Source organism: Pseudomonas sp. MPFS, assembly GCF_022537035.1.
Lineage (GTDB): Bacteria > Pseudomonadota > Gammaproteobacteria > Pseudomonadales > Pseudomonadaceae > Aquipseudomonas > Aquipseudomonas sessilinigenes.
Genome location: NZ_CP066123.1, coordinates 5,764,906 through 5,791,080, shown reverse-complemented (window position 1 = coordinate 5,791,080; position 26,175 = coordinate 5,764,906). Strand labels below are relative to the sequence as shown.

General features: G+C 65.5%; 29 protein-coding genes. 13 read left to right on the top strand and 16 right to left on the bottom strand.

The annotated features are described in order from the left end of the window. Positions 1–20: 20 nt before the first annotated feature. From I9018_RS26490 to I9018_RS26450, 9 genes are all read right to left on the bottom strand, one after another. On the bottom strand, positions 21–722 hold the full coding sequence (locus I9018_RS26490; protein WP_241107922.1) for a hypothetical protein: 702 nt from the start codon (positions 720–722) through the stop codon (positions 21–23). A 180-nt stretch (positions 723–902) separates the two neighbouring features. Beyond that, positions 903–1,400, bottom strand: coding sequence for a hypothetical protein (locus I9018_RS26485; protein ID WP_241107921.1), 498 nt, complete (start codon positions 1,398–1,400; stop codon positions 903–905). Between the two features lie 77 nt (positions 1,401–1,477). Next, entirely contained in the window at positions 1,478–2,404 is a 927-nt protein-coding gene (locus I9018_RS26480) for a GTP-binding protein (RefSeq protein WP_241107920.1), read from the bottom strand. Continuing rightward, the gene (locus I9018_RS26475; RefSeq protein ID WP_068588687.1) at positions 2,401–4,149 is read right to left on the bottom strand and encodes an amidohydrolase; all 1,749 of its coding nucleotides are present in this window, start codon (positions 4,147–4,149) and stop codon (positions 2,401–2,403) included. Before I9018_RS26475 ends, I9018_RS26480 begins: the two co-directional genes overlap by 4 nt. A gap of 131 nt (positions 4,150–4,280) precedes the next feature. After that, positions 4,281–5,462, bottom strand: coding sequence for an aminotransferase class I/II-fold pyridoxal phosphate-dependent enzyme (locus tag I9018_RS26470; RefSeq protein ID WP_068588690.1), 1,182 nt, complete (start codon positions 5,460–5,462; stop codon positions 4,281–4,283). Positions 5,463–5,504: 42 nt separating this feature from the next. Beyond that, positions 5,505–6,209, bottom strand: coding sequence for an ABC transporter permease subunit (locus I9018_RS26465; RefSeq protein WP_085594915.1), 705 nt, complete (start codon positions 6,207–6,209; stop codon positions 5,505–5,507). 9 nt (positions 6,210–6,218) lie between these two features. Further along, positions 6,219–6,932: an ABC transporter permease subunit gene (locus I9018_RS26460; RefSeq protein WP_022640758.1), complete on the bottom strand. Its 714-nt coding sequence runs from the start codon at positions 6,930–6,932 to the stop codon at positions 6,219–6,221. A 50-nt stretch (positions 6,933–6,982) separates the two neighbouring features. After that, positions 6,983–7,756 (bottom strand): transporter substrate-binding domain-containing protein, encoded by a 774-nt coding sequence (locus I9018_RS26455; protein ID WP_053131879.1) that lies wholly within the window; start codon positions 7,754–7,756, stop codon positions 6,983–6,985. Between the two features lie 49 nt (positions 7,757–7,805). Beyond that, the gene (locus I9018_RS26450) at positions 7,806–8,600 is read right to left on the bottom strand and encodes an ATP-binding cassette domain-containing protein (protein WP_068588693.1); all 795 of its coding nucleotides are present in this window, start codon (positions 8,598–8,600) and stop codon (positions 7,806–7,808) included. Between the two features lie 225 nt (positions 8,601–8,825). Here I9018_RS26450 and I9018_RS26445 point away from each other — a divergent pair, with 225 nt between their 5' ends. The 4 genes from I9018_RS26445 (at position 8,826) to I9018_RS26430 (ending at position 12,856) form a co-directional block, all read left to right on the top strand. Then, entirely contained in the window at positions 8,826–9,746 is a 921-nt protein-coding gene (locus I9018_RS26445; protein ID WP_068588695.1) for a LysR substrate-binding domain-containing protein, read from the top strand. Positions 9,747–9,867: 121 nt separating this feature from the next. Beyond that, positions 9,868–11,475: a 5-guanidino-2-oxopentanoate decarboxylase gene (locus I9018_RS26440; RefSeq protein ID WP_241107919.1), complete on the top strand. Its 1,608-nt coding sequence runs from the start codon at positions 9,868–9,870 to the stop codon at positions 11,473–11,475. Positions 11,476–11,580: 105 nt separating this feature from the next. Next, positions 11,581–12,057, top strand: a complete 477-nt coding sequence (locus I9018_RS26435) for an HIT family protein (protein WP_068588701.1) — start codon at positions 11,581–11,583, stop codon at positions 12,055–12,057. Between the two features lies 1 nt (position 12,058). Beyond that, positions 12,059–12,856, top strand: a complete 798-nt coding sequence (locus tag I9018_RS26430) for a GNAT family N-acetyltransferase (protein WP_241107918.1) — start codon at positions 12,059–12,061, stop codon at positions 12,854–12,856. 133 nt (positions 12,857–12,989) lie between these two features. On the opposite strand, the gene I9018_RS26425 is transcribed toward I9018_RS26430, so the two are convergent. Together I9018_RS26425 and I9018_RS26420 are read right to left on the bottom strand one after the other, a co-directional pair. Continuing rightward, on the bottom strand, positions 12,990–14,498 hold the full coding sequence (locus I9018_RS26425) for a HAMP domain-containing sensor histidine kinase (RefSeq protein ID WP_241107917.1): 1,509 nt from the start codon (positions 14,496–14,498) through the stop codon (positions 12,990–12,992). Continuing rightward, a complete protein-coding gene (locus tag I9018_RS26420) occupies positions 14,495–15,208 on the bottom strand; it encodes a response regulator transcription factor (RefSeq protein WP_068588710.1) in 714 nt (237 codons plus the stop codon). The genes I9018_RS26425 and I9018_RS26420 overlap by 4 nt, the downstream gene beginning before the upstream one ends. A gap of 152 nt (positions 15,209–15,360) precedes the next feature. On the opposite strand from I9018_RS26420, the gene msrB reads away from it, so the two are divergent. The 3 genes from msrB to msrA all read left to right on the top strand — a co-directional run bounded on the left by msrB (position 15,361) and on the right by msrA (position 18,475). Then, positions 15,361–15,879 carry a peptide-methionine (R)-S-oxide reductase MsrB gene (gene msrB, locus I9018_RS26415; RefSeq protein WP_241107916.1) on the top strand — a complete coding sequence of 173 codons (519 nt, stop codon included), beginning with the start codon at positions 15,361–15,363 and terminating at the stop codon, positions 15,877–15,879. Between the two features lie 31 nt (positions 15,880–15,910). Next, on the top strand, positions 15,911–17,689 hold the full coding sequence (locus I9018_RS26410) for a cytochrome c biogenesis protein DipZ (protein WP_241107915.1): 1,779 nt from the start codon (positions 15,911–15,913) through the stop codon (positions 17,687–17,689). A gap of 87 nt (positions 17,690–17,776) precedes the next feature. Further along, entirely contained in the window at positions 17,777–18,475 is a 699-nt protein-coding gene (gene msrA, locus I9018_RS26405; protein ID WP_241107914.1) for a peptide-methionine (S)-S-oxide reductase MsrA, read from the top strand. 24 nt (positions 18,476–18,499) lie between these two features. Here the strand turns inward: msrA and I9018_RS26400 are convergent, their stop codons facing one another. Further along, the gene (locus tag I9018_RS26400) at positions 18,500–19,129 is read right to left on the bottom strand and encodes an SMI1/KNR4 family protein (protein WP_053131851.1); all 630 of its coding nucleotides are present in this window, start codon (positions 19,127–19,129) and stop codon (positions 18,500–18,502) included. A 35-nt stretch (positions 19,130–19,164) separates the two neighbouring features. After that, complete coding sequence (locus I9018_RS26395; RefSeq protein WP_241107913.1) at positions 19,165–19,560, bottom strand: GNAT family N-acetyltransferase; 396 nt, start codon at positions 19,558–19,560, stop codon at positions 19,165–19,167. A 160-nt stretch (positions 19,561–19,720) separates the two neighbouring features. Here I9018_RS26395 and I9018_RS26390 point away from each other — a divergent pair, with 160 nt between their 5' ends. The 3 genes from I9018_RS26390 to I9018_RS26380 all read left to right on the top strand — a co-directional run bounded on the left by I9018_RS26390 (position 19,721) and on the right by I9018_RS26380 (position 21,731). Beyond that, on the top strand, positions 19,721–20,551 hold the full coding sequence (locus I9018_RS26390) for an amidohydrolase family protein (protein WP_241107912.1): 831 nt from the start codon (positions 19,721–19,723) through the stop codon (positions 20,549–20,551). A gap of 147 nt (positions 20,552–20,698) precedes the next feature. Beyond that, entirely contained in the window at positions 20,699–21,142 is a 444-nt protein-coding gene (locus I9018_RS26385) for a DUF3592 domain-containing protein (RefSeq protein ID WP_068588728.1), read from the top strand. A gap of 4 nt (positions 21,143–21,146) precedes the next feature. Then, on the top strand, positions 21,147–21,731 hold the full coding sequence (locus tag I9018_RS26380) for a hypothetical protein (RefSeq protein ID WP_068588731.1): 585 nt from the start codon (positions 21,147–21,149) through the stop codon (positions 21,729–21,731). Between the two features lie 25 nt (positions 21,732–21,756). On the opposite strand, the gene I9018_RS26375 is transcribed toward I9018_RS26380, so the two are convergent. Then, positions 21,757–23,004 (bottom strand): aspartate aminotransferase family protein, encoded by a 1,248-nt coding sequence (locus tag I9018_RS26375; protein WP_241107911.1) that lies wholly within the window; start codon positions 23,002–23,004, stop codon positions 21,757–21,759. Between the two features lie 120 nt (positions 23,005–23,124). After that, positions 23,125–23,706: a DedA family protein gene (locus I9018_RS26370; RefSeq protein ID WP_241110201.1), complete on the bottom strand. Its 582-nt coding sequence runs from the start codon at positions 23,704–23,706 to the stop codon at positions 23,125–23,127. A gap of 176 nt (positions 23,707–23,882) precedes the next feature. On the opposite strand from I9018_RS26370, the gene vapB reads away from it, so the two are divergent. Together vapB and vapC are read left to right on the top strand one after the other, a co-directional pair. Next, entirely contained in the window at positions 23,883–24,116 is a 234-nt protein-coding gene (gene vapB, locus I9018_RS26365; protein ID WP_068588739.1) for a type II toxin-antitoxin system VapB family antitoxin, read from the top strand. Continuing rightward, a complete protein-coding gene (gene vapC / locus I9018_RS26360) occupies positions 24,116–24,514 on the top strand; it encodes a tRNA(fMet)-specific endonuclease VapC (RefSeq protein ID WP_241107910.1) in 399 nt (132 codons plus the stop codon). The genes vapB and vapC overlap by 1 nt, the downstream gene beginning before the upstream one ends. 282 nt (positions 24,515–24,796) lie before the next feature. Here vapC and I9018_RS26355 read toward each other — a convergent pair whose 3' ends face one another. Continuing rightward, positions 24,797–25,300, bottom strand: a complete 504-nt coding sequence (locus tag I9018_RS26355; protein WP_241107909.1) for a DUF2938 domain-containing protein — start codon at positions 25,298–25,300, stop codon at positions 24,797–24,799. Between the two features lie 108 nt (positions 25,301–25,408). Between I9018_RS26355 and I9018_RS26350 the strand changes: the two genes are divergently transcribed. Next, a complete protein-coding gene (locus I9018_RS26350) occupies positions 25,409–26,074 on the top strand; it encodes a metalloregulator ArsR/SmtB family transcription factor (protein ID WP_068588881.1) in 666 nt (221 codons plus the stop codon). The last annotated feature ends 101 nt before the right edge of the window (positions 26,075–26,175 follow it).

Below are 26,175 nucleotides of genomic sequence, written 5' to 3'. Positions count from 1 at the left end.
TATCTATCGACCTGGCGGGATCAGAGCTGCTGTTGCGCGCTGTAGCCGGGGAACGCGGTCTGCTGCTGGATCGCGGTGACGATGTTCTTGCGGGTCGCCGGTTGCTCGGCACCGTTGTTGTCGACGAATACCTCGCTTTGCAGCTCGGCTTCTTCGCCTTCACCGACAAAGCTGAAGCCCAGGAACTCGAAGGCTTCGCGGTCGGCATTGGCCTTGGAGCGCGGGCGCATCGCCAGGGTGACGCTGAGGCCATCCTTGCTGATGACGAACACTTCCATTTCCTTCTTGGGCCGCGATGCCTTGCTCTTGCCGCTTGGGTTGCTGATGGCCTGGTGGGTCTGGTTCAGCACCTTGAGCGCCAGGCCATAGACCAGTTCCTGGAAGTCCGGGTCGTCCTTGTAGCTGGAGAGAATCCGGCTGATGGGGAATTTCTTGCTCAGGTCCTCCAGGGCGGCGAGGTCCGCCGCTTCGGCGTCCTTGAGTTGCTTGAGCTGGCCCATGAGTTCATAGGCGGTATCGTCGTCAAAACGGTCGTGGGCCTGGCGGATGGCTGCGCGCAGCTCGCGAATCTGGTCACTTTCTTTCGAGGTGTGGAAGGCGTCGAGCACCATCTCGCTGATGGTCTTGGCCTGGGACACATGCTGGGAAAGATGCATGGCGTTTTCGTACTCGGTCTTGTTCGACAAGGCGATCACGGATTCTTCGGTGTTGGAATCAGGCATTGAACATCCACTACTTGGTTTGACAGGTTTGAGGCGCGAAAACCCCGGGGGGATTTTCGGGGGCGCCTAATCTATTGGAGCGCACGGCCGTTGTCACGGACCAAGCGTCCGGAGGCGCTGGCCGTCCCTACAGACCGGTCTAGCCAGGGAAGATTCCCCGGCCCCTGTCATCCGCTGGATTCAGTGCCTGGCCTGCAGGATTCGCAAGTGGCGGTACAACTTGAGTGCCCGGCCCCAGAACAGCCCTACGGTGAAGCCGACGGCCGCGCCACCGATACTGAGCATCTGCACGCTGGCGGCCTGTTCGGGATGAACGGCCTTTTGATACCCAAGCCAGTACTTCACGACGAAGAACAGCAGTGAGATCCCGAGGATCTTCAAGGTTCCGGGAACCAGGAGCGCCTCGCCGCCCGAATCCAGTACCGCGCCGAACGTGGAGAACAGCAGCATGGCCATCAGGCCGCCCAGCACCGCACCAGCGGTCCAGGCTCCCAGGGCCAACAGGGGATGCTCGCCCAGGCTCATCGACCACAACGACCAGACCAGCAGGATCAAGGGCGCAATCAATAGCGAGCCCAGGCTTTCACGGCTGCCGGAGCGAGCGCGCAGGCCGTAGTAGAGGATCATGGCGAAGACCGCATACACCCAGAGAGGCGTGCCCTGGAGAATGTTGATCATTTTCAGCGTCCTTGCTTCTTGGCGGGGAGGTGCGGCCATATTGCGCCTTGCCGAACAGGCCGTGAAGCCTCCCGGGATCAGGCCACCTGAGTGGCGCTGATCCCGGCTTCCAGCTCCTGGCGCAGGCCACTGCCGCGGCGGGCGATGAACACCAGTTGCGCGGCATGTTCGGCGGCTTGCCCGGTGGCCAGGGTGAACTGGCTGCGGCTGCCCACATGCTGCAACCAGTAGGGCTGCTCGTTGCCGTCCAGGCGTACCAGCCCCTTGAGGCGCAGCAGGTCGGCCGGCAACTGCGCCAGCCAGTCACGCAGGGCCTTGGCCTGCAAGGGCCGGGGGCTGTTCCATACCCAGCTTTCGAACAACTGGTCGTGGGCCTGGGGCAAGGCTTTGAACAGCACCTCGCTGGAGCGTACCGGCGGTGCCAGCAACAGTTCGTCCGGCAGTTCGGCCTGTACGGTTTCGAACACCGGGGCGCGGCAGGTGAGGCTGCTACGGATCGCCTGCAACTGCTCGGGCGTGACCAGGTCGACCTTGTTCAGCAGCACCCAGTCGGCGCAGGCCACCTGGGCCCGGGACAGGCGCGCCATGTCGCCCTCAAGGGCCTGGAAACCGCTGGCATCCACCAGGGTCACCACCGCATCCAGGTGCAGGCGGTCGCGCAGTTGCGGGTAGCCGATGGTCTGCACGATGCGTTGCGGGTCGGAGACGCCGCTGCACTCGATGACGATCCGCTCCAGGGCCGGGCGCAGCTTGGACAGGCTCACCAGTTGCGCCAGCAGGTCTTCCTGTACGGTGCAGCAGATACAGCCGTTCTGCAGGCTGTACACCGCGTCGGTGACCTCGGCGATGATCGCCGCATCGATGTTCAGCTCGCCGAAATCGTTGACGATCACCGCCAGCCGGCCGCTGTCGGCGCGTTGCACCAGGCGGTTGAGCAGGGTGGTCTTGCCGGCCCCGAGAAAACCCGAGACCACCGTGACCGGAATGCTCGGCAGCTTGTTCATGGCTCCTGGCCCTCGATCACCGGTGGCAGGCCTTCCCACACTGCCTGCAGCGGCGTGTCGCTGAAGGTGCCCAGTCGGTCGTAGACCAACTGGCCCTCGACGAAGGTCAACTGCACCTGGGTGTGGTGGATGTAGTTGCGGGCCGGTTGGGCGAACAGGTCGCGGTCGAGCACGATCAGGTCCGCCGACTTGCCGACCTGCAGGCTGCCGGTGAGGTGTTCCAGGCCCATGGCATGGGCGCCGTTGAGGGTCGCCACTTGCAGCGCCTGCTCCAGGCTGATGGGGTCGCCGAAGGTGTCGGGCTCCTGGTTCCAGGGGTTCTGCCGGGTGACCATGGTTTCCAGCGCCAGCCACGGGTCGATGGATGCCACCGGCCAGTCGGTGCCGAACACCGCGATGCCACCGGCGGCCAGCACGCCCTTGAAATCGTAGATGCGCTTGAGGCGTTCCTGGCCATAGCCTGAGCGCGCGCCGCTGGCGAACGGGGTCGGGTACCAGGCCGCCGGGGAGAACTCGGCGATCACATCCAGGCTCTGGAAGCGCTTGAGGTTGCCCGGGTGCAGCAAGGTGCTGTGGGCACACTGGTGGCGTACGCCGCTGTGGCCGTTGCGGCGCCGGGCCTCGGCCACGGCATCGAGGAACACGTCGGAGGCGCCGTCGCCGGTGCAGTGGGCGATCACCCGCAGGCCACGGCGGTCCATGTCCACCACCATGTCGGTGATGTGTTCCGGGGTCAGGTTGAGCTTGCCGCGCCAGCTCGACTCCTCGGGCCAGGGGGTCAGCAGGTACGAGGACTTCGGCTCCACGGTGCCGTCGAAATGGAACTTCACCGCATTGGCGCTCAACCGCGAGCTGCGATAGAAGTGCCGCTCGCCGCTGAGCAGCTCCCAGCGCCGGCGTACCGGGAAGATATCGTCCTGCCAGCTGATGGCGGCTTCCACCCGCAGGGTCAGCTCGCCGGCGTCGTCCAGCTCCTTGAGTGCCTGCAAGCGGTTCTCGCAGACGTGCACGTACTTGGTGGCGGTGACCCCGCGAGAGGTCTGGAAGTGCACGCCATCGCGATAGGCCCGGCGCAGTACCGAGACCGGCGTCGCCGGCATGGCCGCGTGGATCAGCGCGTAGGCGCCGTCGATCAGCAGTCCGTTGGGCTCGCCGGTGAGCGAGTCGCGCTCCAGGTAGCCGTTGCGCGGGTCGCTGGTATGGCGATCGATACCGGCCAGTTCCAGGGCCTTGGAGTTGACCATCATGGTGCCCCACATGCGGTCCAGCAGGGCCACCGGGCGGTCCGGCATGATGCTGTCCAGCCACTCGCGGCCCGGCGTCAGGCCGGCCTCGCGAAAGGTGTAGCGCACCCAGTATTGGCCGTAGATCCAGCCGTCGCCCGGATGGCTGTCGGCATAGGCGTGGATCGCCGCCGCCAGTTGCTCCGGGGTCGGATCCTCGATGCCCACGTCCAGGTCGTCGGCGTAGCGGGGTGCCAGGGCCAGGTCCGGATGGGTGTGCATGTCGTGCAGGCCGGGCATGCAGAACGCCCCGTCCAGGTCGTGCTGGCGGGTATTGGGGCCGACCAGCGAGCTCAAGGAGGCGAGGCTGCCCACTGCGATCAGCTTGCCTTGGCGAATGGCCACGGCATCGGCCCAGGGCTGCGCCGGGTCGAGGGTGTAGATCCGGCCGTTGTGCAGCACCAGTTCGGCGTACTGGTCGACGGCGCTATGGGTGGAGTTGAATTGGTCGGAAGCGGTCACGGGTCAACCTCTCAAGCAGGGCCCTTCAACAGTGGGCAAAAAAATGGGCGACAGGCGCAGTGGCAAAGCAGTGGTTCATGGGCGCCGCTATGGCGAGGGAGCAAGCCGCCTCGCCAGCGTCGATCCCTGGGTCAGCGTTGTGCGCCCAGGGCCTCGACGAACCCGGCGATGCGTTGGCATGCGTCCTTGAGCACCTCGTCGGCCACGGTGAAGGAAATGCGCACGAAACCCTCGGCGCTGGCGCCAAAGGCCTGGGCATCGAGGACCGAGACCCCGGTGGCGCGAAACAGCTGCCAGGCGAAGTCCATGCTCGACAGGCCGGTACGGCGCACGTCCACCAGCATGAACATCCCGGCCTCTGGCTCGCGGCAGTCCAGCAGGGGCACCTGGCGCAGGCCTGCCATCACCAGGTCGCGACGGCGGCGGTAGACCTCGCGAGCGCTGTCGACCACCTCGTCATCCAGCTCCAGGGCCTTGAGCGCAGCTTCCTGGATGAACCCCGGCAGGCCGTAGAGCATGCACAGCAGCAGGTTGTCCAGGTGCCCCACCAGCTCCTCGGGGCCCACCACCCAGCCCACGCGCCAGCCGGTCATGGCGTGGGTCTTGGACAGGCTGTTGAGGATCACCGTGCGTCCGGCCATGCCTGGCAGGGCCGCGATGCTCAGGTGCTGGCGGTCGTAGGTCAGTTGCCCGTAGACCTCATCGGAAATCACCCACAGGTCGTGCTTGCGTGCGACCTCGGCCACCGCTTCCAGCTCTTCGCGGCTGTAGACGTTGCCGGTGGGGTTGCACGGCGTGGCCAGGGCGATGCCCCGGGTCTTGTCGGTCAGGGCCGCTTCCAGGGCCGCGGCGGTCAGGCGAAAACCGTTGGCCGCCGGTTGCTCCACCGCCACCAGGCTGGCGCCCGAGGCATGGATGCAAGCCTCGTAGGTCAGGTACATGGGTTCGGGCACCAGCACTTCATCGCCACTGCCGAACAGGCACAGCGATGCGGCGAACAGGCCGTTCTGCGCCCCGGCCACCAGGGCCACGTTGGCCGCCTCGACCTCGATGCCCAGCAGGCGCCGCTGCTTGGCGGCAATCGCCTCGCGCAGGGCCGGGCGCCCAAGCACATGGGTGTAGTGGGTATCGCCTTGTTCCAGCGCGGCGCCGGCGGCGGCGCTGATGCGCGGGTCGGTGGCGAAGTCCGGATCACCGACGCTGAGCACGATCACGTCCTCGCCACGGCCACGGGCCTCGATGGCGGCGTAGTGGATGTCCCAGGCACTGACGGATTCGCCGCTGATGCGCTGGACGAAAGGGGAATAACGCATGTGGTGCTCCTCACGGGCGCGTTGCCCGCGTAATGAATGGGGTCAGGCCTGGCGCTGGGGCGCCTGCTTGTTGGGGGTGGCGCCCAGGCGGCCGCACAGGTGTTCGATGACGAAGGCCAGCACGATGTAGATCAACGCCACCGCCAGCAGCGGCTCGTAGACCTTCAGGGTCTGGGCCCGCACCAGGTTGGCGGCGCCCAGCAGGTCGGTGACCGCTACTGTGGAGGCCAGGGCCGTGGCCTTGAGCAGCAGCACGCATTCGCCCACCAGGGTCGGGCGTACCAGCTCCAGGGCCCGGGGCAGCCAGACCCGGCGCAAGGTCAGCCAGTAGCCCATGCCATAGGCCCGGGCCGCTTCCAGTTCGCCCCGGGGCACTGCCCGCAGGCCGCCGCGCAGGACCTCGCCGACATAGGCGCCGACGCTCAGGGTCAGCGCCAGGGCCACGTACCAGAAGCCTTCGCGCAGGTAGGGCCAGAGGAAGCTGCCGCGGATCGGCGGGTAGGCGGCGAACAGGCTGCCGACGCCGTAGTAGAGGATGTAGATCTGCACCAGCAGCGGCGTACCGCGGAACACGCTGATGTAGAAGCGCATGGGCGCGCTGACCAGGGGGTTGCGTGACACTCGGCCCAGGCCCACCAGCACCGCCAGGACGAAACCGCAAGCTGCGCTCAGGGCCAGCAGCTTGAGGGTGATGCCCAGGCCGCGTACCAGCTCGGTGGAAAAACCATTGATCCAGGAAAAATCCATCACAGCCTCCTAGTGCTGGGGCAGCCAGCGGTGGGTGCGTCGTTCGAGCACGCGGAACACGCTGCCGGACACCAGGGTGATGACGAAGTAGAACGCCGCGACGGCGAGGTAGAACACCAGGTAGTGCTTGGTGGAGCCGGCGGCCTGCTTGCCCACCGAGAGCAGTTCGCTGTAGCCGACGATGCTGATCAGCGCGCTGTCCTTGACCAGCACCAGCCACAGGTTCGACAACCCGGCCATGGCGAAGGGCAGCATGCTCGGCAGCAGGATGCGCCGTACCAGCAGCCAGCGTTCGATGCCGTAGGCCCGCGCCGCCTCGATCTGGCCATGGGGAATGGCCAGGATCGCGCCGCGGATGATCTCCGCCGAATAAGCGCCCTGGACGATACCCAGCACCAGCACGGCGGCGATGAAGCCGTTGACCGTGACGCTTGGGCGGTCCATGGCCGCCATGGCCATGTTCAGCAGGTCGGTGCCGGCGTAGTACAGCAGCAGGATCAGCAGCAGCTCGGGCATGGCCCGGTACAGGGTGGTGTAGAGGTTGGCCAGCTTCACCAGCCAGCGTGGCCCGCGCAGCTTGATCATCGCCACCAGCAGGCCGATGCCCAGGCCGAGGACGAAGGCCCCGGCGGAAATCTGCAGGGACACCAGCGCGCCCTGGGCCAGGGCGCCGAGCCAGCCGTCGGCGACGAACAGTTGGGAAAGGTCGGACAGAGAAATCATGACGTATCCAGTCAACGCCGGCGGCCTACCGCAGCAGGCCGCCGGGCGGCTTAGTTGGCAGAGATGTCGACGCTGAAGTAGCGGCTGCGGATCTTGTCGTAGGTGCCGTCGGCCTTGAGTGCCGCCAGGGCCTTGTCGATCCGCTGCTGCAGGGCGCTGTCGCCCTTGCGCAGGCCGACGCCGATGCCGGAGCCGAACAGCGGGTCCCGGGGCGCCAGGCCCTTGTTGGCCAGGCCCGCGCCAGCCGCCGACTGCAGGACCGGCTCGATGGTCAGGGCGTCGGCCAGCATCACATCGATGCGCCCGCTCTGCAGGTCGGAGAGCATGTCGTCCTGGGTGGTGTAGTAGCGCAGGGTCGAGGTCTTGCCGTAGTAGGCCTTGGCGAAGGTGGCGTTGGAGGTCGAGCCCTGCACGCCGATCAGCTTGCCCTTGAGCCCTTCGGGGGTGGGGGTGAGCTCCAGGGACTGGTCGGCGACCCACATGGCCGGAGTCTGGTAGTAGGGCGCGGAGAAATCGATGACTTGCTGGCGTTCCTCGGTGATGCTCAGGGAGTTGAGGATGGCGTCGATCTGGCTCGATTGCAGGGCCGGGATCAGCCCGTCCCAGGCCACTTCCTTGAGCGGGCACTGGGCCTGCATGCGTTCGCACAGGGCCTTGATCAGCTCCGGTTCGAAACCGCTCCAGTCGCCGGCGCCGCTTTTCATCGAGAACGGCGGGTAGGGTTCCAGGGCGATGCCGAAGACGATCTTGTCGGCGGCCAGGGCATGGCTGGACAGGGCACTGAACAGGCAACCGGTGGCGAGCACCTTGAGCAGGTTTTTCATGGCTTGACCCTTTATCTAAGTTGTTGTTTTCAAGGATTGCAGCGGGACGTCAGACGCGGTTTTCCTGGGCCATGACGAATTGCCGGCAGCGCTCGCTGGCCGGGTTGAAGAATATTTGCTGCGGCGCACCTTCCTCCTCCACCAGGCCCTGGTGGAGGAACATCACCTTGCTCGACACATCGCGGGCGAAGGCCATCTCGTGGGTCACCAGGATCATCGTCCGGCCTTCCTCGGCGATGCCCTGGATGACCTTGAGCACCTCGCCCACCAGTTCCGGGTCCAGGGCCGAGGTCGGCTCGTCCATCAGCAGTACCTTGGGGCGCATGGCCAGGGCCCGGGCGATGGCCACCCGTTGTTGCTGGCCACCGGAGAGAAAGGACGGGAAGGTGTCGCGCTTGTGGGCCAGGCCGACTTTCTCCAGCAGGTGCTCGGCGTGGGCGATGGCCTCCTTGCGGTCTTCGCCCAGGACATACACCGGTGCCTCGATGACGTTCTCCAGCACGGTGCGGTGGGGCCACAGGTTGAAGCCCTGGAACACCATGCTCAGCTGGGTGCGCAGGCGTGCCACCTGGGCCGGGTCGGCGACCTGGGGATTGCCGGCGCGGTCGGTCTTCAGGCGCACCTGTTCGCCATTGATGCGCAAGCTGCCGCTGCAGGGAATCTCCAGCAGGTTGATGCAGCGCAGCAGGGTGCTTTTGCCCGAACCGCTGGAGCCGATCAGCGATACCACTTCGCCTTCGTTGGCGCGCAGGGCGATGCCCTTGAGAACGTGGTGATCGGCGTAGCTCTTGTGCAGATCGTCGATCGCCACCACGGGCTGGGTGGAGTTGGGCTGCGATTGCAAGGGTCGACCCTCTTGTTATTGTGCGATGGCCGGGCATTCCCCGGCACAGGGTAGGACCTGAGAATTAGCCATCGGCGGCATAGGGTCAATCGAGCTTTTTTAGCCGGACACGGAAATTTTTTTCAGTAATTGGTGATTTTTTTGGCGACGGACAAGGCTATTGCCGCACGCCGATTATCGCTATGGTGCTGCCACTCGTTTTCTTGCAGTCGAGGCACGATCGGTATGCGTTATCCCTCCATGACGGCGCTGCGGGCCCTGGATGCGGTGGCCCGCCTGGGCAGTGTCGCCGAAGCCGCCAGCGAGCTGAACCTGACCCCCAGCGCCATCAGCCACCAGATCAAGAGCCTGGAGCAGACCCTGGGGTTCGCCCTGACCGAACGCCAGGGCCGCAGCATCCGCATCACCTACCAGGGCGAGCGCTACGCCCGGGACATCCACCTGTTGCTGGCCAATATTCTGGAGGCCGGGCAGCGCTCGGACGGCCAGCAGGTCAGCGGGCGCCTGTGCATCAGCAGCCCGCCGGGGTTCGCCACCTACTGGCTGTGCACCCATATCGCCGAGTTCCAGGCGCTGTATCCCCAGGTCGAACTGCACCTGGTATCGCCGCGTACCCCGGGCGATACCAGCGACAGCAACGTCGACCTGTTCGTCGCCTACGGCATGGGCGACTGGCCCAACCAGCATGTGCAGAAGATCGTCTCTTTGCGCTATTTCCCGGTGTGCAGCCCGAGCCTGGTGAACGCCATGGGCGGGCTCAAGAGCCTGGATGCGCTGGACCACGCCCTGTTGCTGCACATGATCGACTACTCCGACTGGCGGATCTGGCTGGCGGCGGCCGGGGCGCCGAACGTCGATGTGCGCCGGGGCATCGTGTTCGCCGATGCGCACTTCGTGCAGTCGGCCTGCATCGCCGGCCAGGGCATCGCCATGGGTGACAACCTGATCAGCGGCGAGGCCCTGGCCAAGGGTTTGCTGGTGCAGCCGTTCGACACCGAGATCGAATCCAACCGCGGCTACTACCTGGTGGCCGACCAGCTCAAGGCCGAGCGCCCGGTGGTGCTGGCCTTCAGCGAGTGGGTCAAGTCGCAGTTGCACGGCATCACCCGCCTGCACCCGGAACCGCGACGGGCTGGCAAAACGTGAATTTTATTGATCAATCGTGAGGATTTTTTTCGATTGTTGCTCCTCGGTGGCTGCGACTAATGTCCCTCGACATCAGCCGGGCGCAGGGTGTCGCCCGCCATAAGAACAAGAGGAGTAGTCGATGACCACCTGTGCGCAGTCGCTGGTTCGTTTGCTGGAAGGTTATGGCGTGGACACGGTGTTCGGGATTCCCGGGGTGCACACGGTGGAGCTGTATCGCGGCCTGCATGGCAGCCGCCTGCGCCATGTCAGCCCGCGCCACGAACAGGGCGCGGGGTTCATGGCCGACGGCTACGCCCGGGCCAGCGGCAAGCCCGGGGTGTGCTTCATCATCACCGGCCCGGGCATGACCAACATTCTCACCGCCATGGGCCAGGCCTACGCCGACTCGGTGCCCATGCTGGTGATCTCCACGGTCAACCGGCGCGAGCACCTGCGCCTGGGGCACGGCCACCTGCACGAGCTGCCGGACCAGCGGGCGATGGTGGCCGGGGTCTGCGCCTTCAGCCATACCCTGCAGTCGCCGGCGGAGTTGCCGGAGATCCTGGCCCGGGCCTTTGCCCTGTTCAAATGCGCGCGCCCACGGCCGGTGCATATCGAGATTCCCCTGGACGTGCTGGAGATGCCGGCCGCCGACCTCAACCTGATGCCGCGCAGCCTGCCCGGCGCGCCGGCTCCGGCCGGGGACTCGTTGGCCGCGGCGCTGGCCCTGCTCGATGCTGCCCACCGGCCGCTGATCCTCGCCGGTGGCGGGGCCCGGGGTTGTGCCCAGGTGCTGCAGCAACTGGCCGAGCGCCTGCAAGCCCCGGTGGCACTGACCACCAACGCCCGGGGCTTGCTGCCCCAGGCCCACCCGCTGTTGCTCGATGGGGTGCAGTCGGCGGCCCATGGCCGGGCACTGATCGACGAGGCGGACGTGGTGTTGGCTGTGGGTACCGAACTGGGCGAGACCGACTACGACTTCTTTGGCCTGGGGCCGCTGCGCTTCAAGGGCTCGCTGATCCGCCTGGATATCGACCCGTTGCAGGTCATGGGGGTGCAACGGGCCCATGTCGGCCTGTTGGGCGATGCCCGGCAGGGCTTGCAGGCGCTGCTGGAGCAGGTCGCCCCGCAGAGCACTCGTCGGCGCTGGGCGGTGGACAGCGTGCAACGGGTGAACCAGGCCGAACGCGCCAGCTGGAGCCCCAGGCAGCGAGGGCTGCAAGGTTTGCTGGACCTGCTGCGCGATAACCTCGACGCCCCCATCCTGGTGGGCGACTCGACCCAGCCGGTGTACCAGGGCGCGTGCGGCTACCAGGCCCCCGCTCCAGCCAGCTGGTTCAACGCCGGGAGCGGCTACGGCACCCTGGGCTATGGCCTGCCGGCGGCCATGGGCGCCAAGCTGGCTCAACCCGAGCGACCGGTGGTGGCCCTGGTGGGCGATGGCGGCCTGCAATTCACCAGCGGCGAACTGATCGCGGCCTGTGAAGCACAGATCGGCGTGATCCTGCTGGTGTGGAACAACCAGTGCTATGGCGAGATCCGTGACTACATGCATGCCCGCGACATTCAACCGTTGGGGGTGGACATCCTCACTCCGGATTTCCAGGCCCTGGCTCGCAGTTGCCATGTGGCTCACTACCAGGCCGACAGCCCCGAGCAGTTGCAAGAGCTGTTGGCGAATCTTGCGGGCACTCGCCAACCGGTGATGATCGAAGTCGACGCCGGGGCCTATCTGGCGCTGGACTGAACCTGGGCGCCAGGGCAAGGCGCCGCAAGAAATGCACAGACAGGGACAAGCTGGGTTACATTCAGGCTTTCGCCGGGATGCCCCTTGTCACTTGAGGATTCATGGATGAACTGCATTTTCTGCCAGATTGTCGCTGCAACCCTGCCCGCGGCCGTGGTCTACCGCGATGAGCATTGCCTGGCCTTCATGGACGTGCACCCCCTGGGGCAGGGCCATGTGCTGCTGATTCCCCAGTCCCATGTGGAAAAGCTCGACCAGTTGCCCGGTTTCGTCCGCCAGCACCTGTACCAGGTGTTCGATGGCCTGGTGGCCGCGCAGCGTCGTGCCGGCTTCGGCGTGGAGGGCACGCACCTGTTGGTCAACGATGGCCGGGCCACCAACCAGCATATTCCCCATGCCCACATGCACCTGATCCCCCGGCGCAGCGGCGATGGCCTCGGGTTCGCCGGTCGCCTGCTGCTGCACTTCACGGGATTGTTCGGGCGCAAGGCCAGCCTCGCGAGCCTGCAGGAACAGGCTGCGCGTATCGCTGAAGAAGTACGGGTGCCCTGGGTCAGTGAAACACCGGCAGGCGGCCGCTGATATGGATCGCGCGCGCGCGTTGGCGCTGGAATATGCAGAAAACCAATACCTGCGGACCCGGGTCGAGGGGCTGGCGAACTTGCCGGGCAACCCCTATCGGGCAAGCTTGCAGGGCGACTCGACGTGTGGGGCGTTCGTCGTCGCCAGCAACCCCAGCCCGATGCTGAATCGGGTGCACGGTGACCAGGAGCGAGATGCCGGGAAGCTGGCCAGCCTGTTGCAGGCTTGCAACACCTGTAACCCGGCGATCGCACTGATCGCCGCATCGGCCAGGATCGCACCCACCCTGGAGCTGCAAGGGCAACTGCTGCAACGTCTGAAAGGCTGGACCCATGGGCAATTCTTTGCGCCCGTGGAGGCGATCCCGGCCTCGCCGGCGTGTTCGGATATCGAGTCAGTGGATCTGTCCACCCTGGAAAGCTTCTGTGTGCTGCACCGCGAGGCATTCAACACACCCGCGGCTGCCCGGCCGGTTACCCAAGCGGCTTTCGGCGCCTTGCTCGACGATGCTCGCGGGCACTTGTACCTGATACGCGAACAGGGTGTCGCGGTGGCCGGTGCGGCGTTGTTCCTCGCCGACAACGGCGTGGCCTACCTGGGCACCGCCTTTACCACCAAGGCTGCGCGGGGCCAGGGTTATCACCGGGCCCTGATCGCCCACAGGTTGCACAGGGCCGTCGCCCTCGGCGCTCGGAGTGTGGCGGCCACGGCGTTGGTGAACTCGCAAAGCCGGCGCAACCTGGAGCACGGCGGCTTGCGCCTTTCCCACCTGCAAACCCTGTATCGGGCCGCGCCTTAGCAGCGCTGAAGCCCTCGCCCTGAACGGGGGGCGAGCCCCTGGACAAGATGGGCAGCCCGGCTGCTTTGCGACAGGCAGCGGGCGAGGCTTGGCCTTGTGCAACCGGTCGAAGCGATGAGTTTCGGAATCAGTGCTATTGGCTTGTCCGCGATTGCCTGGCCCATTCCTCGGCGGTCCTTGCCTGGACCGGCAGGGCGAAGCAGAAGGTCGCGCCACGCCCGGGCAGGTCCTCCAGGCGGATGCTGCTGCCATGCAGTTGCAGGATGCGATGCACGATGCGCAAGCCCAGGCCGCCGTCGCGGCGGGCGCCACCAATGGTGAAGGGACGCAGGAACAGGCCTTCGCGCAGGTGCTCGGCAATGCCGGGACCACTGTCGCTGACTCGTACCTGCACCTCTGGGCCGTCGGCGCGCAGGCCGATCTCGATCTCGCCACTGCCGGGGGTGTGGCGCAGGGCATTGTCCACCAGGTTGGTCAGCACCCGCTCGATCAGCCCCAGGTCGGCACAGACGCCCCAGGCGCCTGGGGCGAAGTCGGCCTTGAGCTGCACCTGGCGCGCCTCGGCGGCCAGTTCGAACTTCTGGAATATGTCTTGCAGCAGGTCGGTCAGGGAAAAGCTCTCGAGCACCGGCTGGACGAAACCGTGTTCCAGGCGCACCAGTTCCAGCAGTGCCTGGGCCAGGCCGCCGACCTTGCGGCTCTGATCCAGGGCGATGCCCAGGTAGCGCCGACGTTCCTCGGGGCTCAGGCTGGCGTCCTTGAGCGACAGGGTTTCCAGGTAGCCATGCAGGGACGACAGTGGCGTGCGCAGGTCGTGGGAAATGTTCGCCACCAGCTCACGACGCTCCTGATCCTGGCGGGTCAGGGTGCGCCACTGTTCGTTGAGCCGGGTTTGCATCTGGCGGAACGTGGCATCGAGTATGGCGATTTCATCCAGGCTACCGTTCTTGGGTTGAGCTGGTGGCGTGGGCTCCAGTGGCGGCGAAGCACCCTCGATGTCGAAGTGGCCGACCCGTTCGGTCAGGGTGCGCAATGGCCGGGTGATCAGGGCGAAGGCCGTGAGGCCGGCGATCAGGCATAACAGCGCCACCAGGGCGATCGACCACAAGGCGATGTTCAAGGCCGCACCCGTGGCGCCGCGTTCGGCCAGGCGGTCGTGTTCCTCGCTGAGCAGCACCACGTACAGATAACCCGCCTGCTTGCCGGCAACCATCAACGGCGCTGCGCTGAACACCTTGCGTCCGTCCGGGCTGCGCGGGTCGTCGCCAAGGATCGGCAGTGGGTCGCCAGCCAGCAGGCGCCGGATTGGCGCCAGGTCCACCTGTTCGCGGCGCAGGCGACCGGCAGGGGCGGCGTTGCCCATCACGCGTCCCTGGGTGTCCAGCAGGTACACCTCGACACTGGGGTTGACCAGCATCAGCTGGCCGAACAGCGTACGCAGGGCGTTGGGCATCAGGCCGTTGGCATCCATCAGCTGGGTGTCCTGGGCGATATGCCCGGCCAGGTCCCGCGACAGGCCCTGGACCACTTCCAGTTCATGCATGCGGCTGGAGCGCACCTGCAGCCAGGCCGAGGTGGAGCAGCACACCAGCAGCAACAGGGCGAACACCACGGACAGGCGCTGGGTCAGGGTCAGCCTCATGTCGGCTCCTGGGTGGCGAACTTGTAGCCGCGGCCCCAGACCGTGAGGATCCGCGCGGGCTGTGCCGGGTCGCTTTCGATCTTGGCCCGCAAGCGATTGATATGGGTGTTGACGGTGTGCTCGTAGCCTTCGTGGTTGTAGCCCCAGACGGCATTGAGCAGGTCCATGCGCGAGAACACCTTGCCCGGCTGGCGGGCGAAGAAATACAGGAGGTCGAACTCCCGCGGCGTGAGGTCCAGGCGCCGCCCGTCCAGGTTGGCGTCGCGGGTCAGCGGATCGATGGCCAGGCCGTCGAGGGCGAGGCTGCCGCTGTCCAGCTTGAGGTTGCGTGCCAGCGCATCGACCCGGCGCAGCAGCGCCTTGACCCGGGCCACCAGCTCGAGCACCGAGAACGGCTTGGCCAGGTAGTCGTCGGCGCCCAGTTCCAGGCCAAGGATGCGATGCATCTCGCTGGAGCGGGCACTGGTGATGATGATCGGCGTGTAGCGGGTCATGGCCCGGGCGCGGCGACAGATCTCCAGGCCATCGACCCCGGGCAGCATCAGGTCCAGGATCAGCGCGTCCCAGCCACCCTGTTCCAGCAGGCGCAGGCCCTCGGTGCCGTCGGCGCTGTGCACCACTTGCAGGTGTTCGTCGCGCAAATGCAGCGCAATCAGCTCGGCAATGTGCTGGTCATCCTCGACCACCAGCACGCGTTTGGCTTGTTCCATCGACACTCGGGCCTCGCGGGGGCAATGGGCGCATTGTGCGGTGTTTCGCCTCGGCCAGTTATCACGAATTGTTTAACTGTGCGTGAGGATTTGGCGATCAGCCCAAGCATAGGCTCTGCCCAAGGTTCAGAGGCCGATTACGGGAGAGACCCATGTTCACACGGCGACAATTGCTGGCGGCAGGTGCAGGTCTTGGGGTGGCCACCCTGGCCCTGAAGGTGCTGCCCTGGCAGGGCGGTGAAGGCCGCCTGTTGGGAGCGGCCCAAGCCGATGAGGCGTTTGAGGTCAGCCACACCGACAACCAGTGGCGCACCTTGCTCAGCCCCGAGCAGTACCGGGTACTGCGCCAGGAGGGTACCGAACGGGCCTACAGCAGTGCGCTCAACGACGAGCACCGCGCGGGCACCTTCGCCTGTGCCGGCTGCGCCCTGGCGCTGTTTTCCTCGACCACCAAATTCGACAGTCATACCGGCTGGCCAAGCTTCTGGGCCCCGCTGGAGCAGGCAGTGGCGCAGCGCAGCGATCGTTCTTTGGGCATGCAGCGCACCGAAGTGCACTGCCGGCGCTGTGGCGGCCACCTGGGGCATGTATTCGATGATGGCCCGGCCCCTACCGGCCTGCGCTACTGCATGAACGGGCTGGCCATGAACTTCACCGTGCAAGCGGCCTGATGCTGTTTCTCACCGATAGAAGGATGACCTCATGTGGCTACTGCTTCTCGCTTATCTCGGTGGTGTGCTGACCATTGTCAGCCCCTGCATTCTGCCGGTATTGCCCTTTGTCTTCGCTCGCACCGGGCAGCCGTTCTTGCGCAGTGGCTTGCCGCTGTTGCTGGGCATGGCCCTGACCTTCGCCGTGGTCGCGAGCCTGGCGGCGGTCGGCGGCGCCTGGGTGGTGCAAGCCAATCAGTACGGTCGCTGGCTCGCGTTGCTGTGCGTAGCACTGTTCGGGCTGACGCTGCTGCTGCCGCGGTTGGCCGAGCGCCTGACCCGGCCGCTGGTGGCGATGGGCGGGCGGCTGTCGGAGGCTGCCGGCCACGACCCACGGCCGCGGCCCGGCGCTTCATTGTTGATCGGCGTTGCCACCGGCCTGCTCTGGGCGCCGTGCGCCGGGCCGATTCTCGGGCTGTTGCTGACCGGTGCGGCATTGCAGGGCGCCAACCTCGCGACCAGCCTGCTGTTGCTGGCCTACGCGGGCGGTGCTGCGACCTCGCTGGCCGTGGCGCTGTTGCTCGGTGGCAAGGTGTTCGCCGCCATGAAGCGCTCCCTGGGCGCCGGTGAATGGCTGCGCAAGGGCCTGGGGGCAGCGATGCTCGCCGGGGTCGCGGCGATTGCCATGGGCTGGGACACCGGGATTCTGGCGCGTCTTTCCACGGCCTCCACCGCCGGCCTGGAGCAGGTCCTGGTGGGACGGCTGGCGGGTGGGGCGGCCACACCGGAGGGGGCGATGCAGGCGCAGGACCACCCCGGCGGCGCAATGATGGCTGCCGCTGGCGCCATGTCCGCGCCGGCCTTGCCGGTGCAGGGCCAGTTGCCGCCACTGAGTGGCGCCGTGCAGTGGCTCAACTCGCCCCCCCTGAGTGCCGAGGCGCTGAAGGGCAAGGTGGTACTGGTGGATTTCTGGACCTACTCCTGCATCAACTGCCTGCGCAGCCTGCCCTATGTCAAAGCCTGGGCCGAGAAGTACCGCGACCAGGGGCTGGTGGTGATCGGTGTACACGCCCCGGAGTTCGCCTTCGAACGGGACGTGGGCAATGTCACCAAGGCCGTGAAGGACTTGGGCATCGACTACCCCGTGGCCATCGATAACGACTACCGGATCTGGCGTGCCTTCGACAACCAGTATTGGCCGGCGCACTACTTCGCCGATGCCCAGGGGCGCATTCGCTACCACCACTTCGGCGAGGGTGAGTACGCCGAGTCGGAGCGAGTGATCCAGCAACTGCTGCGCGAGGCCGGCAATGCCCAGGTCACCGGTGGCTTGATCCAGGCCGAGGCCCAGGGGGTGCAGCAAGCGGCGGACATGAACGAGGTGCGCTCGCCGGAAACCTACGTCGGCTACCAGCGCTCGGAGAATTTCGTGCCCCAGGCCAGCCTGGCGCCGGACACCGTCGCGGCCTATGACGTGCCAGCGCAGTTGGCGCTGAACGACTGGGGCCTGCGCGGGCAGTGGAAGGTCGGGGCCGAAAGTGCTCGATCCACTGCGCCAGGCGGGGCGCTGGTGTACCGCTTTCACGCCCGTGACCTGCACCTGGTACTGGGTCCGGGGGTGGATGGCAAGCCGGTGCGCTTCAAGGTGCTGATCGACGGCCAGGCACCGGGGGCGGACCACGGCGTGGATGTGGCGCCCGACGGCAGCGGCCAGGTGACCGACCAACGCCTGTACCAGTTGGTGCGTCAGGCCGGCGATGTGGCGGAGCACACCTTCAGCATCGAGTTTCTCGAACCAGGGGTGCGGGCCTATGCCTTCACCTTTGGTTGAGAGGTGGGGGCACGACAGTCGGTTGGCCTGGATCGTGGAAAGGTCGCGCGGGGCCTTGCAGGTTCACTCATGGCAAGAGAGGCAGGTATGAAGAACATTCTGTGTGCAGTGCTGGCAATGACCGTGCTGGGGCTGGCGGGGCAGTGCTCGGCCTTTTCCCTTGGCGGTACCGGTGACGCGGTGGTGATCGCACCGCCAGCGCTGGATGAACGCAATCCGGCCCCTAGCGAGACGGCGGTATTTGCCGGTGGTTGCTTCTGGGGTGTGCAGGGCGTGTTCGCCCATGTCAAAGGGGTGCAGCGCGCGGTGTCCGGTTATGCCGGGGGCGCGGCGCAGACGGCGGACTATCAGCGGGTCAGCGAAGGTGACACCGGGCATGCCGAGTCGGTGCAGGTGACCTTCGATCCGGCCCAGGTCAGCTACGGCAGCTTGCTGCAGATCTACTTCTCGGTGGCCCACGACCCTACCGAACTCAATCGCCAGGGGCCGGACAGCGGCACCCAGTACCGCTCGGCGCTGTTCCCGCAGACACCCGAGCAACAACGGGTGGCCCAGGCCTACATCGCCCAGCTCGATGCAGGGCAGGCGTTCGCCAAGCCCATTGCCACCCGCCTGGAACCGGACCAGACCTTTTACCCGGCGGAGGCCTATCACCAGGATTTTCTTGCCGAGCACCCTGGCTATCCCTACATCGTGATCAATGACCTGCCCAAGGTGGCGCACCTCAAGCAGCTGTTTCCCGAGCGTTACCAGGAACAGCCGATACGGGTGAAGACTGGCGGCTGATGACCGGCCTTGAGGGCGGGGAGGTCAGTAGCGCCACTTGCGTAGCAGATCCTCGCCATAGCGCTGGCTGATCAGCGCTTCGACGCCGTCATCGTCGTCATGTACCTCGGCCAGGCACAGCAGCATCAGCGCATCCAGGTAGTCCTGCGGCGAATCGAAGAAAGGCGTCAGGGCCATGCCGCTATCGTGGTCGAAGTAGTAGACCGCGCCGGTGTCACGCTCGAAGCAGAACAGGTTGCCGTTGCCCAGGTAGTCGCCGAAGGCCACCAGCCTTTGCGCCAGTGCCAGGTCCAGGTATTGCTCGTCGATCTCGACGATGCCGGGGTAGGCCTCCAGCAGAGGCTGGATCGAGATGTCGCCGGGCTCGACGCTGCACAGGGTCTCGGCCAGGGACAGCACCCCCAGCTGGCGGTGATAGTCACGCAGCGCCGGTGGCAGCGGGCAGCCCAGGCGCTGTTCCAGGGCTTGCAAGGCGTCTTCGCTGACGGGCGTCAGCTCGGGTTCGTTGATGTGTCCTTCCCATAAAGCGCCGTAGGCGCCAATCGCCGCCCGGTACCAGGCCAGGCGCGTGGCCTGATCGGGCAGGTCCGGCCAGGCCAGGGGCGGGCAGCCGGCCGGTGGCCAGTCGGCATTGGTGTCGTGTTGTTCTGACATGAGGATTCCTTGGGTGAGCAGCAGGTGAAGGGCGATCAGGCGCTATGGCGCTTGCGCTCCATGGTGATGTCCGAGGGCTCGAAGCCCAGTGTGCTGAAAAATTCCGCTGCCCCGGGACGACCGGCGCGCAGGACCCAGGTGATCTGCGGGTTGTCGCCCATCACCCAGTGCACCAGGGCCCGGCCTGTACCTTGCCGCCGATAGTGCTGGGCAACCACCACCATGGACAGGTAGCCGTTGGAGAGCCCATCGCTGAGGCCGCGGGCAAAACCGATGATGCTGTTGTCGTGCAGGGCCACCGCCGTGCGCTGGGAGTTGGCCAGCAATTGGCTGAAGTACTCGCGGGTACCAATGCGATGGCGCCAGCCGTTGTCCGCGAGAAATTGCCACAGGGCTTCGCTGTCTTCAGCGCAGGCGTCTCGAATCAGCATGGGGAAATCTCCAGGGGGCAGGTTGCGTTCCATCGGCCTGTCAGCCGTCCAGCGAGGCTGGGCGCTTAGGTCAAGCGGGTCGAGCACTGTGAACATTGTTGCCGCCAGAGCCCGGGCGTAGCGTGTCGGTTCGACCTTGAGCAGCCTGGAGGATACAAGCATGACCGTGAAACTGGGAGCCATCGATGCCTGGGCGCAGCCCGCCAACGGCCGCGCGCGGGCGCTGTTGCCGGAAGTCGCCCGGCTGTTCGAGAAGTCCGGCTCGGCGCACCTGCTTGACCAGCCGGTGAGTATCGAGCAGACCGTGGCGCTGATGGATCAGGCCGGGGTGGAAAAACTCATGCTCAGCGCCTGGTGCCGGCCCGAGGGCTGGGTGTTCAGCAACGATGAAGTGGCGGCCTATACCCGGGCCTTTCCCGAGCGTTTCGTCGGCGTGGCCACGGTAGACTTGAGTCGGCCCATGGCCGCCCTGGCCGAGCTCGATCGGGCGGTGGGCGAGCTGGGTTGCAAGGCCCTGCGCATCGTGCCCTGGCTATGGAAGCTGCCGCCCAACCACCGCCTGTACTACCCGCTGTACGCCAAGTGCATCGAGCTGGGGATTCCCTTCTGTACCCAGGTCGGCCATACCGGACCGCTGATGCCATCGGAGACCGGGCGGCCGGTGCCCTACCTGGACGAGGTGGCCCTGGACTTTCCCGAGCTGGTGATCGTCGGCGGGCACATCGGCCATCCCTGGACCGATGAGATGATCGGCCTGGCCTGGAAGCACGACAATATCCACATCGATACCTCGGCCTACCTGCCGGCCTACTACCCGCCGCAACTGCTGCATTTCATCCGCACCTACGGCCAGGACAAGGTCTTGTTCGGCAGCAACTTCCCCCAGCTGTCGCTGAAAAAATGCCTGGAGCAGGTCCAGGCCCTGGAACTTCCGCCGCCAATCGCGGACAAATTCCTCCAGGGCAATGCCCGTCGGGTTTTTCGCTTGTAGGTGCCGCGCAACCGGCGCCCGCCGACGCGAACCGGGCGCCTGAACGCCGATGCCGTGTGATGCTTGCACTGCGGCAACGGTTTTTTTAGCTGGGGGTTTCTTGCTATCTTGGCCACCCCCATTCACGGACGAATATCGAGACAGCCCATGGCTAACTCCACCCCGTCACGCCTCGGTAAAATCTTCCAGGGCCTGCTGTTTGCCCTGATCGGCGTCGGCCTGCTGGTCATCGCCGCCAATCTCACCCTCGAACGCCGCGAGTTCCTCGCCAGTGCCCAGAGCGCCGACGGCATCGTCAGCGACTTGAATGCCGGTGGCTCGCACCCCGAGATCGCCTTCACCACCGCGAGTGGAGAAAGGATTTCCTACCCCCAGGGCGGTTTCATCTTCGGTTACCAGAAAGACCAGCCGGTCCGGGTCTACTACCAGCCCGACCGCGCGGCCAACAGTGCGGTCATCGACGATCCGGCGGCCCTCTGGGCCACTCCAGGCGTGCTGGGCCTGATCGGCCTGGTGTTCGTCATTGCCGGCCTTGTCGGCATCAGCAGTCAGCGCGGGCGTCGCGCCGCGCATCCATTAAAAGGACTTTGAACCCATGAGCTACAACATCCCGATCCCGGTCAACGAAAGTCGCTGGCAGTACCAGACCGCCAGCGGTGGCGGCCTGACCGTGGCCCTGCTGGCAGGCAGCGGTGCGTCCCTGGTACTGCGCTCGCCCCAGGGCGAGGATGTGCACTACCACTATGGCGGCCTTGGGGTGGGGGTAGGGTTCGGCGCCCGCCTGCCGCGTTTCGGCAAGGTCAATATCCGGATCAAGGGCAAGACCGTCGGCGGCGCCGGTGCGGCCGAAGCCTTCCCTAGTACCGGCAAGGTGTTCGTTTCCGATGCCCTGGCCAGCCGTGACCTGACCAGCGACGACATTACCGGCCCTTGCCTGTACACCGAAGTCGGTGCCGGGTTGGGAGTGGGTGGCTCGGCCACGGCCTTGCTGTTCGGCCTGGACCCCAAGCTGCTGGCGTTGGCGGTAGCGGTGAACTCCACCGCCGCCTCGATTTTCGCGGCCAACACCATCAACCGCCAACTGCTGCAGTCGGCCAAGGGCGCGGTGGTGATGGCCGGGATGAACGCCGGCTTGCAGGCCGGCGGTGGCGCTGCGGTCTACATGGGCTATCTGTTCTAGCCCAGCCTGCCTGGCATGCCTGGACTTACAGGCGCGCCAGGCACTGCTGGAGAATATCCAGCCCCTCTTCGAAGATCGAAGGTTCCGTGGTCAAGGGTGCCAGCAGGCGCACGATATGCCGTGACTTGCCACTGGGCATCAGCAGCAGGCCGGCTTCCCGGGCACTGGCCAGCAGATTGTTCAACGGCTGCGACGCTGGCGCGCCATGCTCATCCAGCAGCTCGATGCCGCACATGGCGCCCACGCCGGTCAAGCGCCCCAGGTAGCGGCACAGGCCACTGGCTTTCCAATGCTGGTAACGCTCGACAATCGCTCGCTCCTGGTGCGTGCCCCAGGTGTGCAGATGCTCGTCGGTCATTTCGTCCAGGGTCGCCAGGGCTGCGGCACAAGCGATCGGATTGCCCGAATAGGTGCCGCCCAGACCGCCCCGGGGCAGGCTGTCCAGCAGGTCCTTGCGGCCGACTACCGCGCCCAGGGGCAGCCCACCGCCGATGCTCTTGCCCAGGAGGATCAGGTCCGGTTCGATGCCCAGCCGGGAAAAACCGAAACGCTGGCCGGTGCGGCCGAAGCCGGACTGGATTTCGTCGGCCACCAGGAGGATCCGCTGTTCGTCGCACAAGCGGCGCAGGGCTTGGGCGAACCCAGGGTCCAGCGCGAGGAAGCCGCCTTCGCCCTGCACTGGCTCGAGGATGAAGCAGGCCACTTCGCCGACATCGATCTCCACGCTGAACAACCGTTGCATGGCCTTCAAGGCTTCTTCGGCACTCACGCCGTTGTCGGCGCTGGGGTAGGGCAGGTGATACACCGGGCCTGGTAACACGCCGACCTTCTGTTTGTAGGGCGCGACCTTGCCGTTGAGGTTGAGGGTGGCCAGGGTGCGGCCATGGAAGCCGCCGTCGAAGGCAATCACCGCGCTGCGCCCGGTGGCGGCGCGGATGATCTTCAAGGCGTTTTCCGCCGCTTCGGCACCACTGTTGGTGAGCATGCCGCTGACCGGGTAGCTCACCGGGATGAAGCGGGCCAGGCGCTCCATGAAATCAAGGTAGGGCGTGTGGGCCGCGGCGTTGAAGGCGTAGTGGGTGAGGCGGCTGGCCTGGGCCTGGATGGCCGCGACGATGCGCGGATGACAGTGCCCGAGGTTGAGCACGCCAATGCCGCCGACGAAGTCGATGTAGCGCTTGCCCTGGGTGTCCCAGACTTCGGCGTTGCGCCCGTGGCTGAGCTGGATCGGGTGGACGGTGGCGATCGAACGGCTGATATTTTCGTAGCTCATGGGACGGGCTCTGCATGCCGGAAACGAGCGGTTATCTAAGCCGGCCTCGGCCGCCTGGGACAAACGAAATAAAGTCGCCGGGTCAGTATGAAAATTCCCGATCCAGGGTTTGCGCCCGCTTCAAGAGGTTTTCGTCTTGCGTCGGTTGCGCAGGTGCCGTACCAGCGCGGCGAGTCCCAGCAGGGCCACCACGCCGAGGAAGATCGGCAGGCGATAGGGTTTCAAGTCGCCGAAAAAATGCTGCAAGGCCTCGCCGGCCCAATAGCCAGCCCCGACGAACAACATGGCCCAGACCGCGGCCCCGAGCACATTGAGCAAGGCAAAGCGCCAGGGAGCCAGGCCGCTGGCACCGATGACCATCGGGCCTACCAGGCGCATGCCATAGAGAAAGCGCACGGCGAACACCGAGGTCAGGGGGTAGCGTTCGATCAGGCCCTTGACCCGCTCGATGGCGGCCTGATGGCGCTTGAGCCTGGGCAGTACCCGGGCGCCGGAGTAGCGACCGGTCCAGAACAGCAACTGGTCGCCGAGGATGCCGCCGAGGGTGGCCACGCCGAGCACCTGGGGCCACTCCAGGTTGCCCTGGTGCGCCGCCATGCCACCGAGGATCAACACCGTCTCGCCCTCCAGCAGGCAACCGACGAAGATCACCCAGTAGCCGTAGGTGGCGATCAGGGCGTTGAGGTCCAGGTGTTCGAGCATGGCTATCCCTTGTGTACGTTCGAGGTGGGTCATGGCTTCGATCCGCCATCCTGCTTCGAGTGCTACCGGGTTGAAGCGTTCGGTCGGCGATGGCTGGGCGTAAGGGATATACCTTTGACATATCCCTTTGCTTCACTAGACTTGAGGCACCTTTGGCTCATGCAGCAGGTGATTCGATGGAAACCGGTTCCGTATTCAAAAGCAATCGCAGCCAGGCTATTCGCATGCCCAAGGCCGTGGCGTTACCGGACGATGTCACACGGGTGGACATCGTCGCGATCGGCCGCACCCGCATCATCACTCCGGCGGGCGAGTCCTGGGACAGTTGGTTTGATGAGCAGGACAGCGTGAGCGCCGACTTCATGACTGAACGGGAGCAGCCTGCCGAACAGGTACGTGAGGAGTTCTGATGTTCAAGTACATGCTCGATACCAATATCTGCATCTTTACCATCAAGAACAAACCCCAGCAGGTTCGCGAAGCGTTCAGCCGTAATCAGGGACGTTTGTGCATCAGTTCCATCACGTTGATGGAACTGATCTATGGTGCGGAAAAATCTGCCGTGCCGGAGAAAAACCTGGGGCGTGTTGAAAGCTTCGTGGCACGCCTGCAAGTGCTGGATTATGACGATAACGCCGCGATCCATAGTGGCCAGCTACAGGCCGAACTCGCCCAGAAGGGCAGACGGATAGGTCCCTACGATCAACTCATAGCGGGACATGCCAGGTCATTGGGGCTGACCCTGGTCACCAACAATCTTCGTGAGTTCGAGCGTGTGCCCGGGTTGCGCGTCGAGGATTGGGTCTAGGGTCTGTTGCCGTTTCGGCGCAAACCGCGTTGCCGCGTCAAATGGCGCCAGGCTAGGCGTAGGACGCAGGCAATGGTCGTTCCCTTGTCAAGTCCTGCAACGACGCATGGCGCCATTTGTCGCGCAACCCGAAGGGACGGGCCGGTTTTAGCGCGGCGCGTCGTTACTCGACGGCTCATTTGGACGGCCAAACTTCGCGTCTCGTGCCTAGCTCCGCGCTAAAACTGGCTCCGGCGCGGTCGCGGCGAAATGGCAACAGACCCTAGATAAGTCCGGCATCCCTTACTGTCCCATCACCCAGGCCCAGGTCATGGCCGAACCGTACAAGCCCAGGCCGAACACCGAGTGGCCGACCAGGCTGCGCAGCCGGGCCACGTTTGGCTTGGGCGTCTTGCTGGCCGCGACTCCGGCGCCCATGCACGGCTGCATCAGGAAGAACGGCGCGGCCACCGTCAGCACGCCGACGATCAGCGCCGGGGCCAGGGTCGGTTGCAACGGCCATTGCGGGGCCTGGGTCAGCAGCAACAGTACCGCGAAAGCGATCCCGATCAGGTAGTGGGCCAACCAGCCCAACGCTTGTTCACCAGCGACTGGTGCGGCCTGGGCAATGTTCTGGTGCACGAACCGGCCCTTGGGGAAGTGGCCGATCCAGCGTCCGACCATGGCCCAGTTGGGGCCAGGCATGTTCAGGAACCGGGCCAGGAACAGGTTCCAGAGATCCAGGACCACGGTTGCGCCGACACCGATCGCCAGTGCCGGTAAGATCAACGCCATGAGTGCATGCATAAGGACTCCTTCAGATACGGGAGCCTGGCAGTACAGTGCCAGGTATTCCGTGGTAAGATTTCATTCAATTTAATGATTGAATGATCAATAAAGCAGCAGGAACTGTCAATGATCGATTCGCTTTCCCCACAGCAGCCACTGGCCGACATGGCCGAGCTGGCGCGCATCCTCGGGCATCACCATCGCCTGATCCTGCTGGAGCACATCGCTCGCGGCGAGCAGCCGGTGGAGCGCCTGGTGGAGGCCTCGGGCCTTTCGGTAGCCAATACTTCCCAGCACCTGCAGCAGCTGCGTCGCGGCGGTTTCGTGCAGACCCGGCGTGATGGCAAGCGCGTGCTCTACAGCCTGGCCCAGGGCCCGGTGGCGGGCTTGCTCGATGCCTTGCGCCGGTATGTGGACTACAACCATGGGCAGATCCGCGAGCTGCTCAGCGATAGCGTCCAGCAACCGGCGCGCTTGGAAGGGATCTCCCGGGACGAGTTGCGCCAGCGCCTGCAAGAGGGCGGCATGACCTTGCTGGATGTGCGTTCGCCGGAGGAATTTGCCCAGGGGCACCTGCCGGGGGCCATCAATATCCCGGTGGAGGAGCTGGAACTGCGCCTGGCGGAGCTACCGTCGGAACAAGAATTGGTGGCCTACTGCCGCGGCCCTTATTGCGTGCTCTCGCACAACGCAGCGGCGTTGTTGCGGGCCAGGGGCTTCAAGGTGCGGCGCCTGGACGAGGGGTTCACCGACTGGCAGGCCGCTGGACTGGGCGTGGAAACGACTGAGTAAAAACGTCGTACAAGGGGGCGTTTAGGCCATTGCCTACAGGTGCATGATCCATATCAACAGGGTTTTCAGAGAAATCCGCTACAAGGGACTCAGGCTCGGAC

Coding starts and splice junctions, on each gene's coding strand:
- I9018_RS26370 (WP_241110201.1), bottom strand. CDS start 23,706: ATGCTCGAACACCTGGACCTCAACGCCCTGATCGCCACCTACGGCTAC.
- I9018_RS26430 (WP_241107918.1), top strand. CDS start 12,059: ATGGATCGCGCGCGCGCGTTGGCGCTGGAATATGCAGAAAACCAATAC.
- vapB (WP_068588739.1), top strand. CDS start 23,883: ATGGAAACCGGTTCCGTATTCAAAAGCAATCGCAGCCAGGCTATTCGC.
- I9018_RS26480 (WP_241107920.1), bottom strand. CDS start 2,404: ATGAACAAGCTGCCGAGCATTCCGGTCACGGTGGTCTCGGGTTTTCTC.
- I9018_RS26390 (WP_241107912.1), top strand. CDS start 19,721: ATGACCGTGAAACTGGGAGCCATCGATGCCTGGGCGCAGCCCGCCAAC.
- I9018_RS26355 (WP_241107909.1), bottom strand. CDS start 25,300: ATGCATGCACTCATGGCGTTGATCTTACCGGCACTGGCGATCGGTGTC.
- I9018_RS26410 (WP_241107915.1), top strand. CDS start 15,911: ATGTGGCTACTGCTTCTCGCTTATCTCGGTGGTGTGCTGACCATTGTC.
- I9018_RS26445 (WP_068588695.1), top strand. CDS start 8,826: ATGCGTTATCCCTCCATGACGGCGCTGCGGGCCCTGGATGCGGTGGCC.
- I9018_RS26435 (WP_068588701.1), top strand. CDS start 11,581: ATGAACTGCATTTTCTGCCAGATTGTCGCTGCAACCCTGCCCGCGGCC.
- I9018_RS26420 (WP_068588710.1), bottom strand. CDS start 15,208: ATGGAACAAGCCAAACGCGTGCTGGTGGTCGAGGATGACCAGCACATT.
- I9018_RS26375 (WP_241107911.1), bottom strand. CDS start 23,004: ATGAGCTACGAAAATATCAGCCGTTCGATCGCCACCGTCCACCCGATC.
- I9018_RS26380 (WP_068588731.1), top strand. CDS start 21,147: ATGAGCTACAACATCCCGATCCCGGTCAACGAAAGTCGCTGGCAGTAC.
- I9018_RS26490 (WP_241107922.1), bottom strand. CDS start 722: ATGCCTGATTCCAACACCGAAGAATCCGTGATCGCCTTGTCGAACAAG.
- I9018_RS26440 (WP_241107919.1), top strand. CDS start 9,868: ATGACCACCTGTGCGCAGTCGCTGGTTCGTTTGCTGGAAGGTTATGGC.
- I9018_RS26465 (WP_085594915.1), bottom strand. CDS start 6,209: ATGGATTTTTCCTGGATCAATGGTTTTTCCACCGAGCTGGTACGCGGC.
- I9018_RS26395 (WP_241107913.1), bottom strand. CDS start 19,560: ATGCTGATTCGAGACGCCTGCGCTGAAGACAGCGAAGCCCTGTGGCAA.
- I9018_RS26455 (WP_053131879.1), bottom strand. CDS start 7,756: ATGAAAAACCTGCTCAAGGTGCTCGCCACCGGTTGCCTGTTCAGTGCC.
- msrA (WP_241107914.1), top strand. CDS start 17,777: ATGAAGAACATTCTGTGTGCAGTGCTGGCAATGACCGTGCTGGGGCTG.
- I9018_RS26350 (WP_068588881.1), top strand. CDS start 25,409: ATGATCGATTCGCTTTCCCCACAGCAGCCACTGGCCGACATGGCCGAG.
- I9018_RS26470 (WP_068588690.1), bottom strand. CDS start 5,462: ATGCGTTATTCCCCTTTCGTCCAGCGCATCAGCGGCGAATCCGTCAGT.
- vapC (WP_241107910.1), top strand. CDS start 24,116: ATGTTCAAGTACATGCTCGATACCAATATCTGCATCTTTACCATCAAG.
- I9018_RS26460 (WP_022640758.1), bottom strand. CDS start 6,932: ATGATTTCTCTGTCCGACCTTTCCCAACTGTTCGTCGCCGACGGCTGG.
- I9018_RS26400 (WP_053131851.1), bottom strand. CDS start 19,129: ATGTCAGAACAACACGACACCAATGCCGACTGGCCACCGGCCGGCTGC.
- I9018_RS26485 (WP_241107921.1), bottom strand. CDS start 1,400: ATGATCAACATTCTCCAGGGCACGCCTCTCTGGGTGTATGCGGTCTTC.
- msrB (WP_241107916.1), top strand. CDS start 15,361: ATGTTCACACGGCGACAATTGCTGGCGGCAGGTGCAGGTCTTGGGGTG.
- I9018_RS26425 (WP_241107917.1), bottom strand. CDS start 14,498: ATGAGGCTGACCCTGACCCAGCGCCTGTCCGTGGTGTTCGCCCTGTTG.
- I9018_RS26385 (WP_068588728.1), top strand. CDS start 20,699: ATGGCTAACTCCACCCCGTCACGCCTCGGTAAAATCTTCCAGGGCCTG.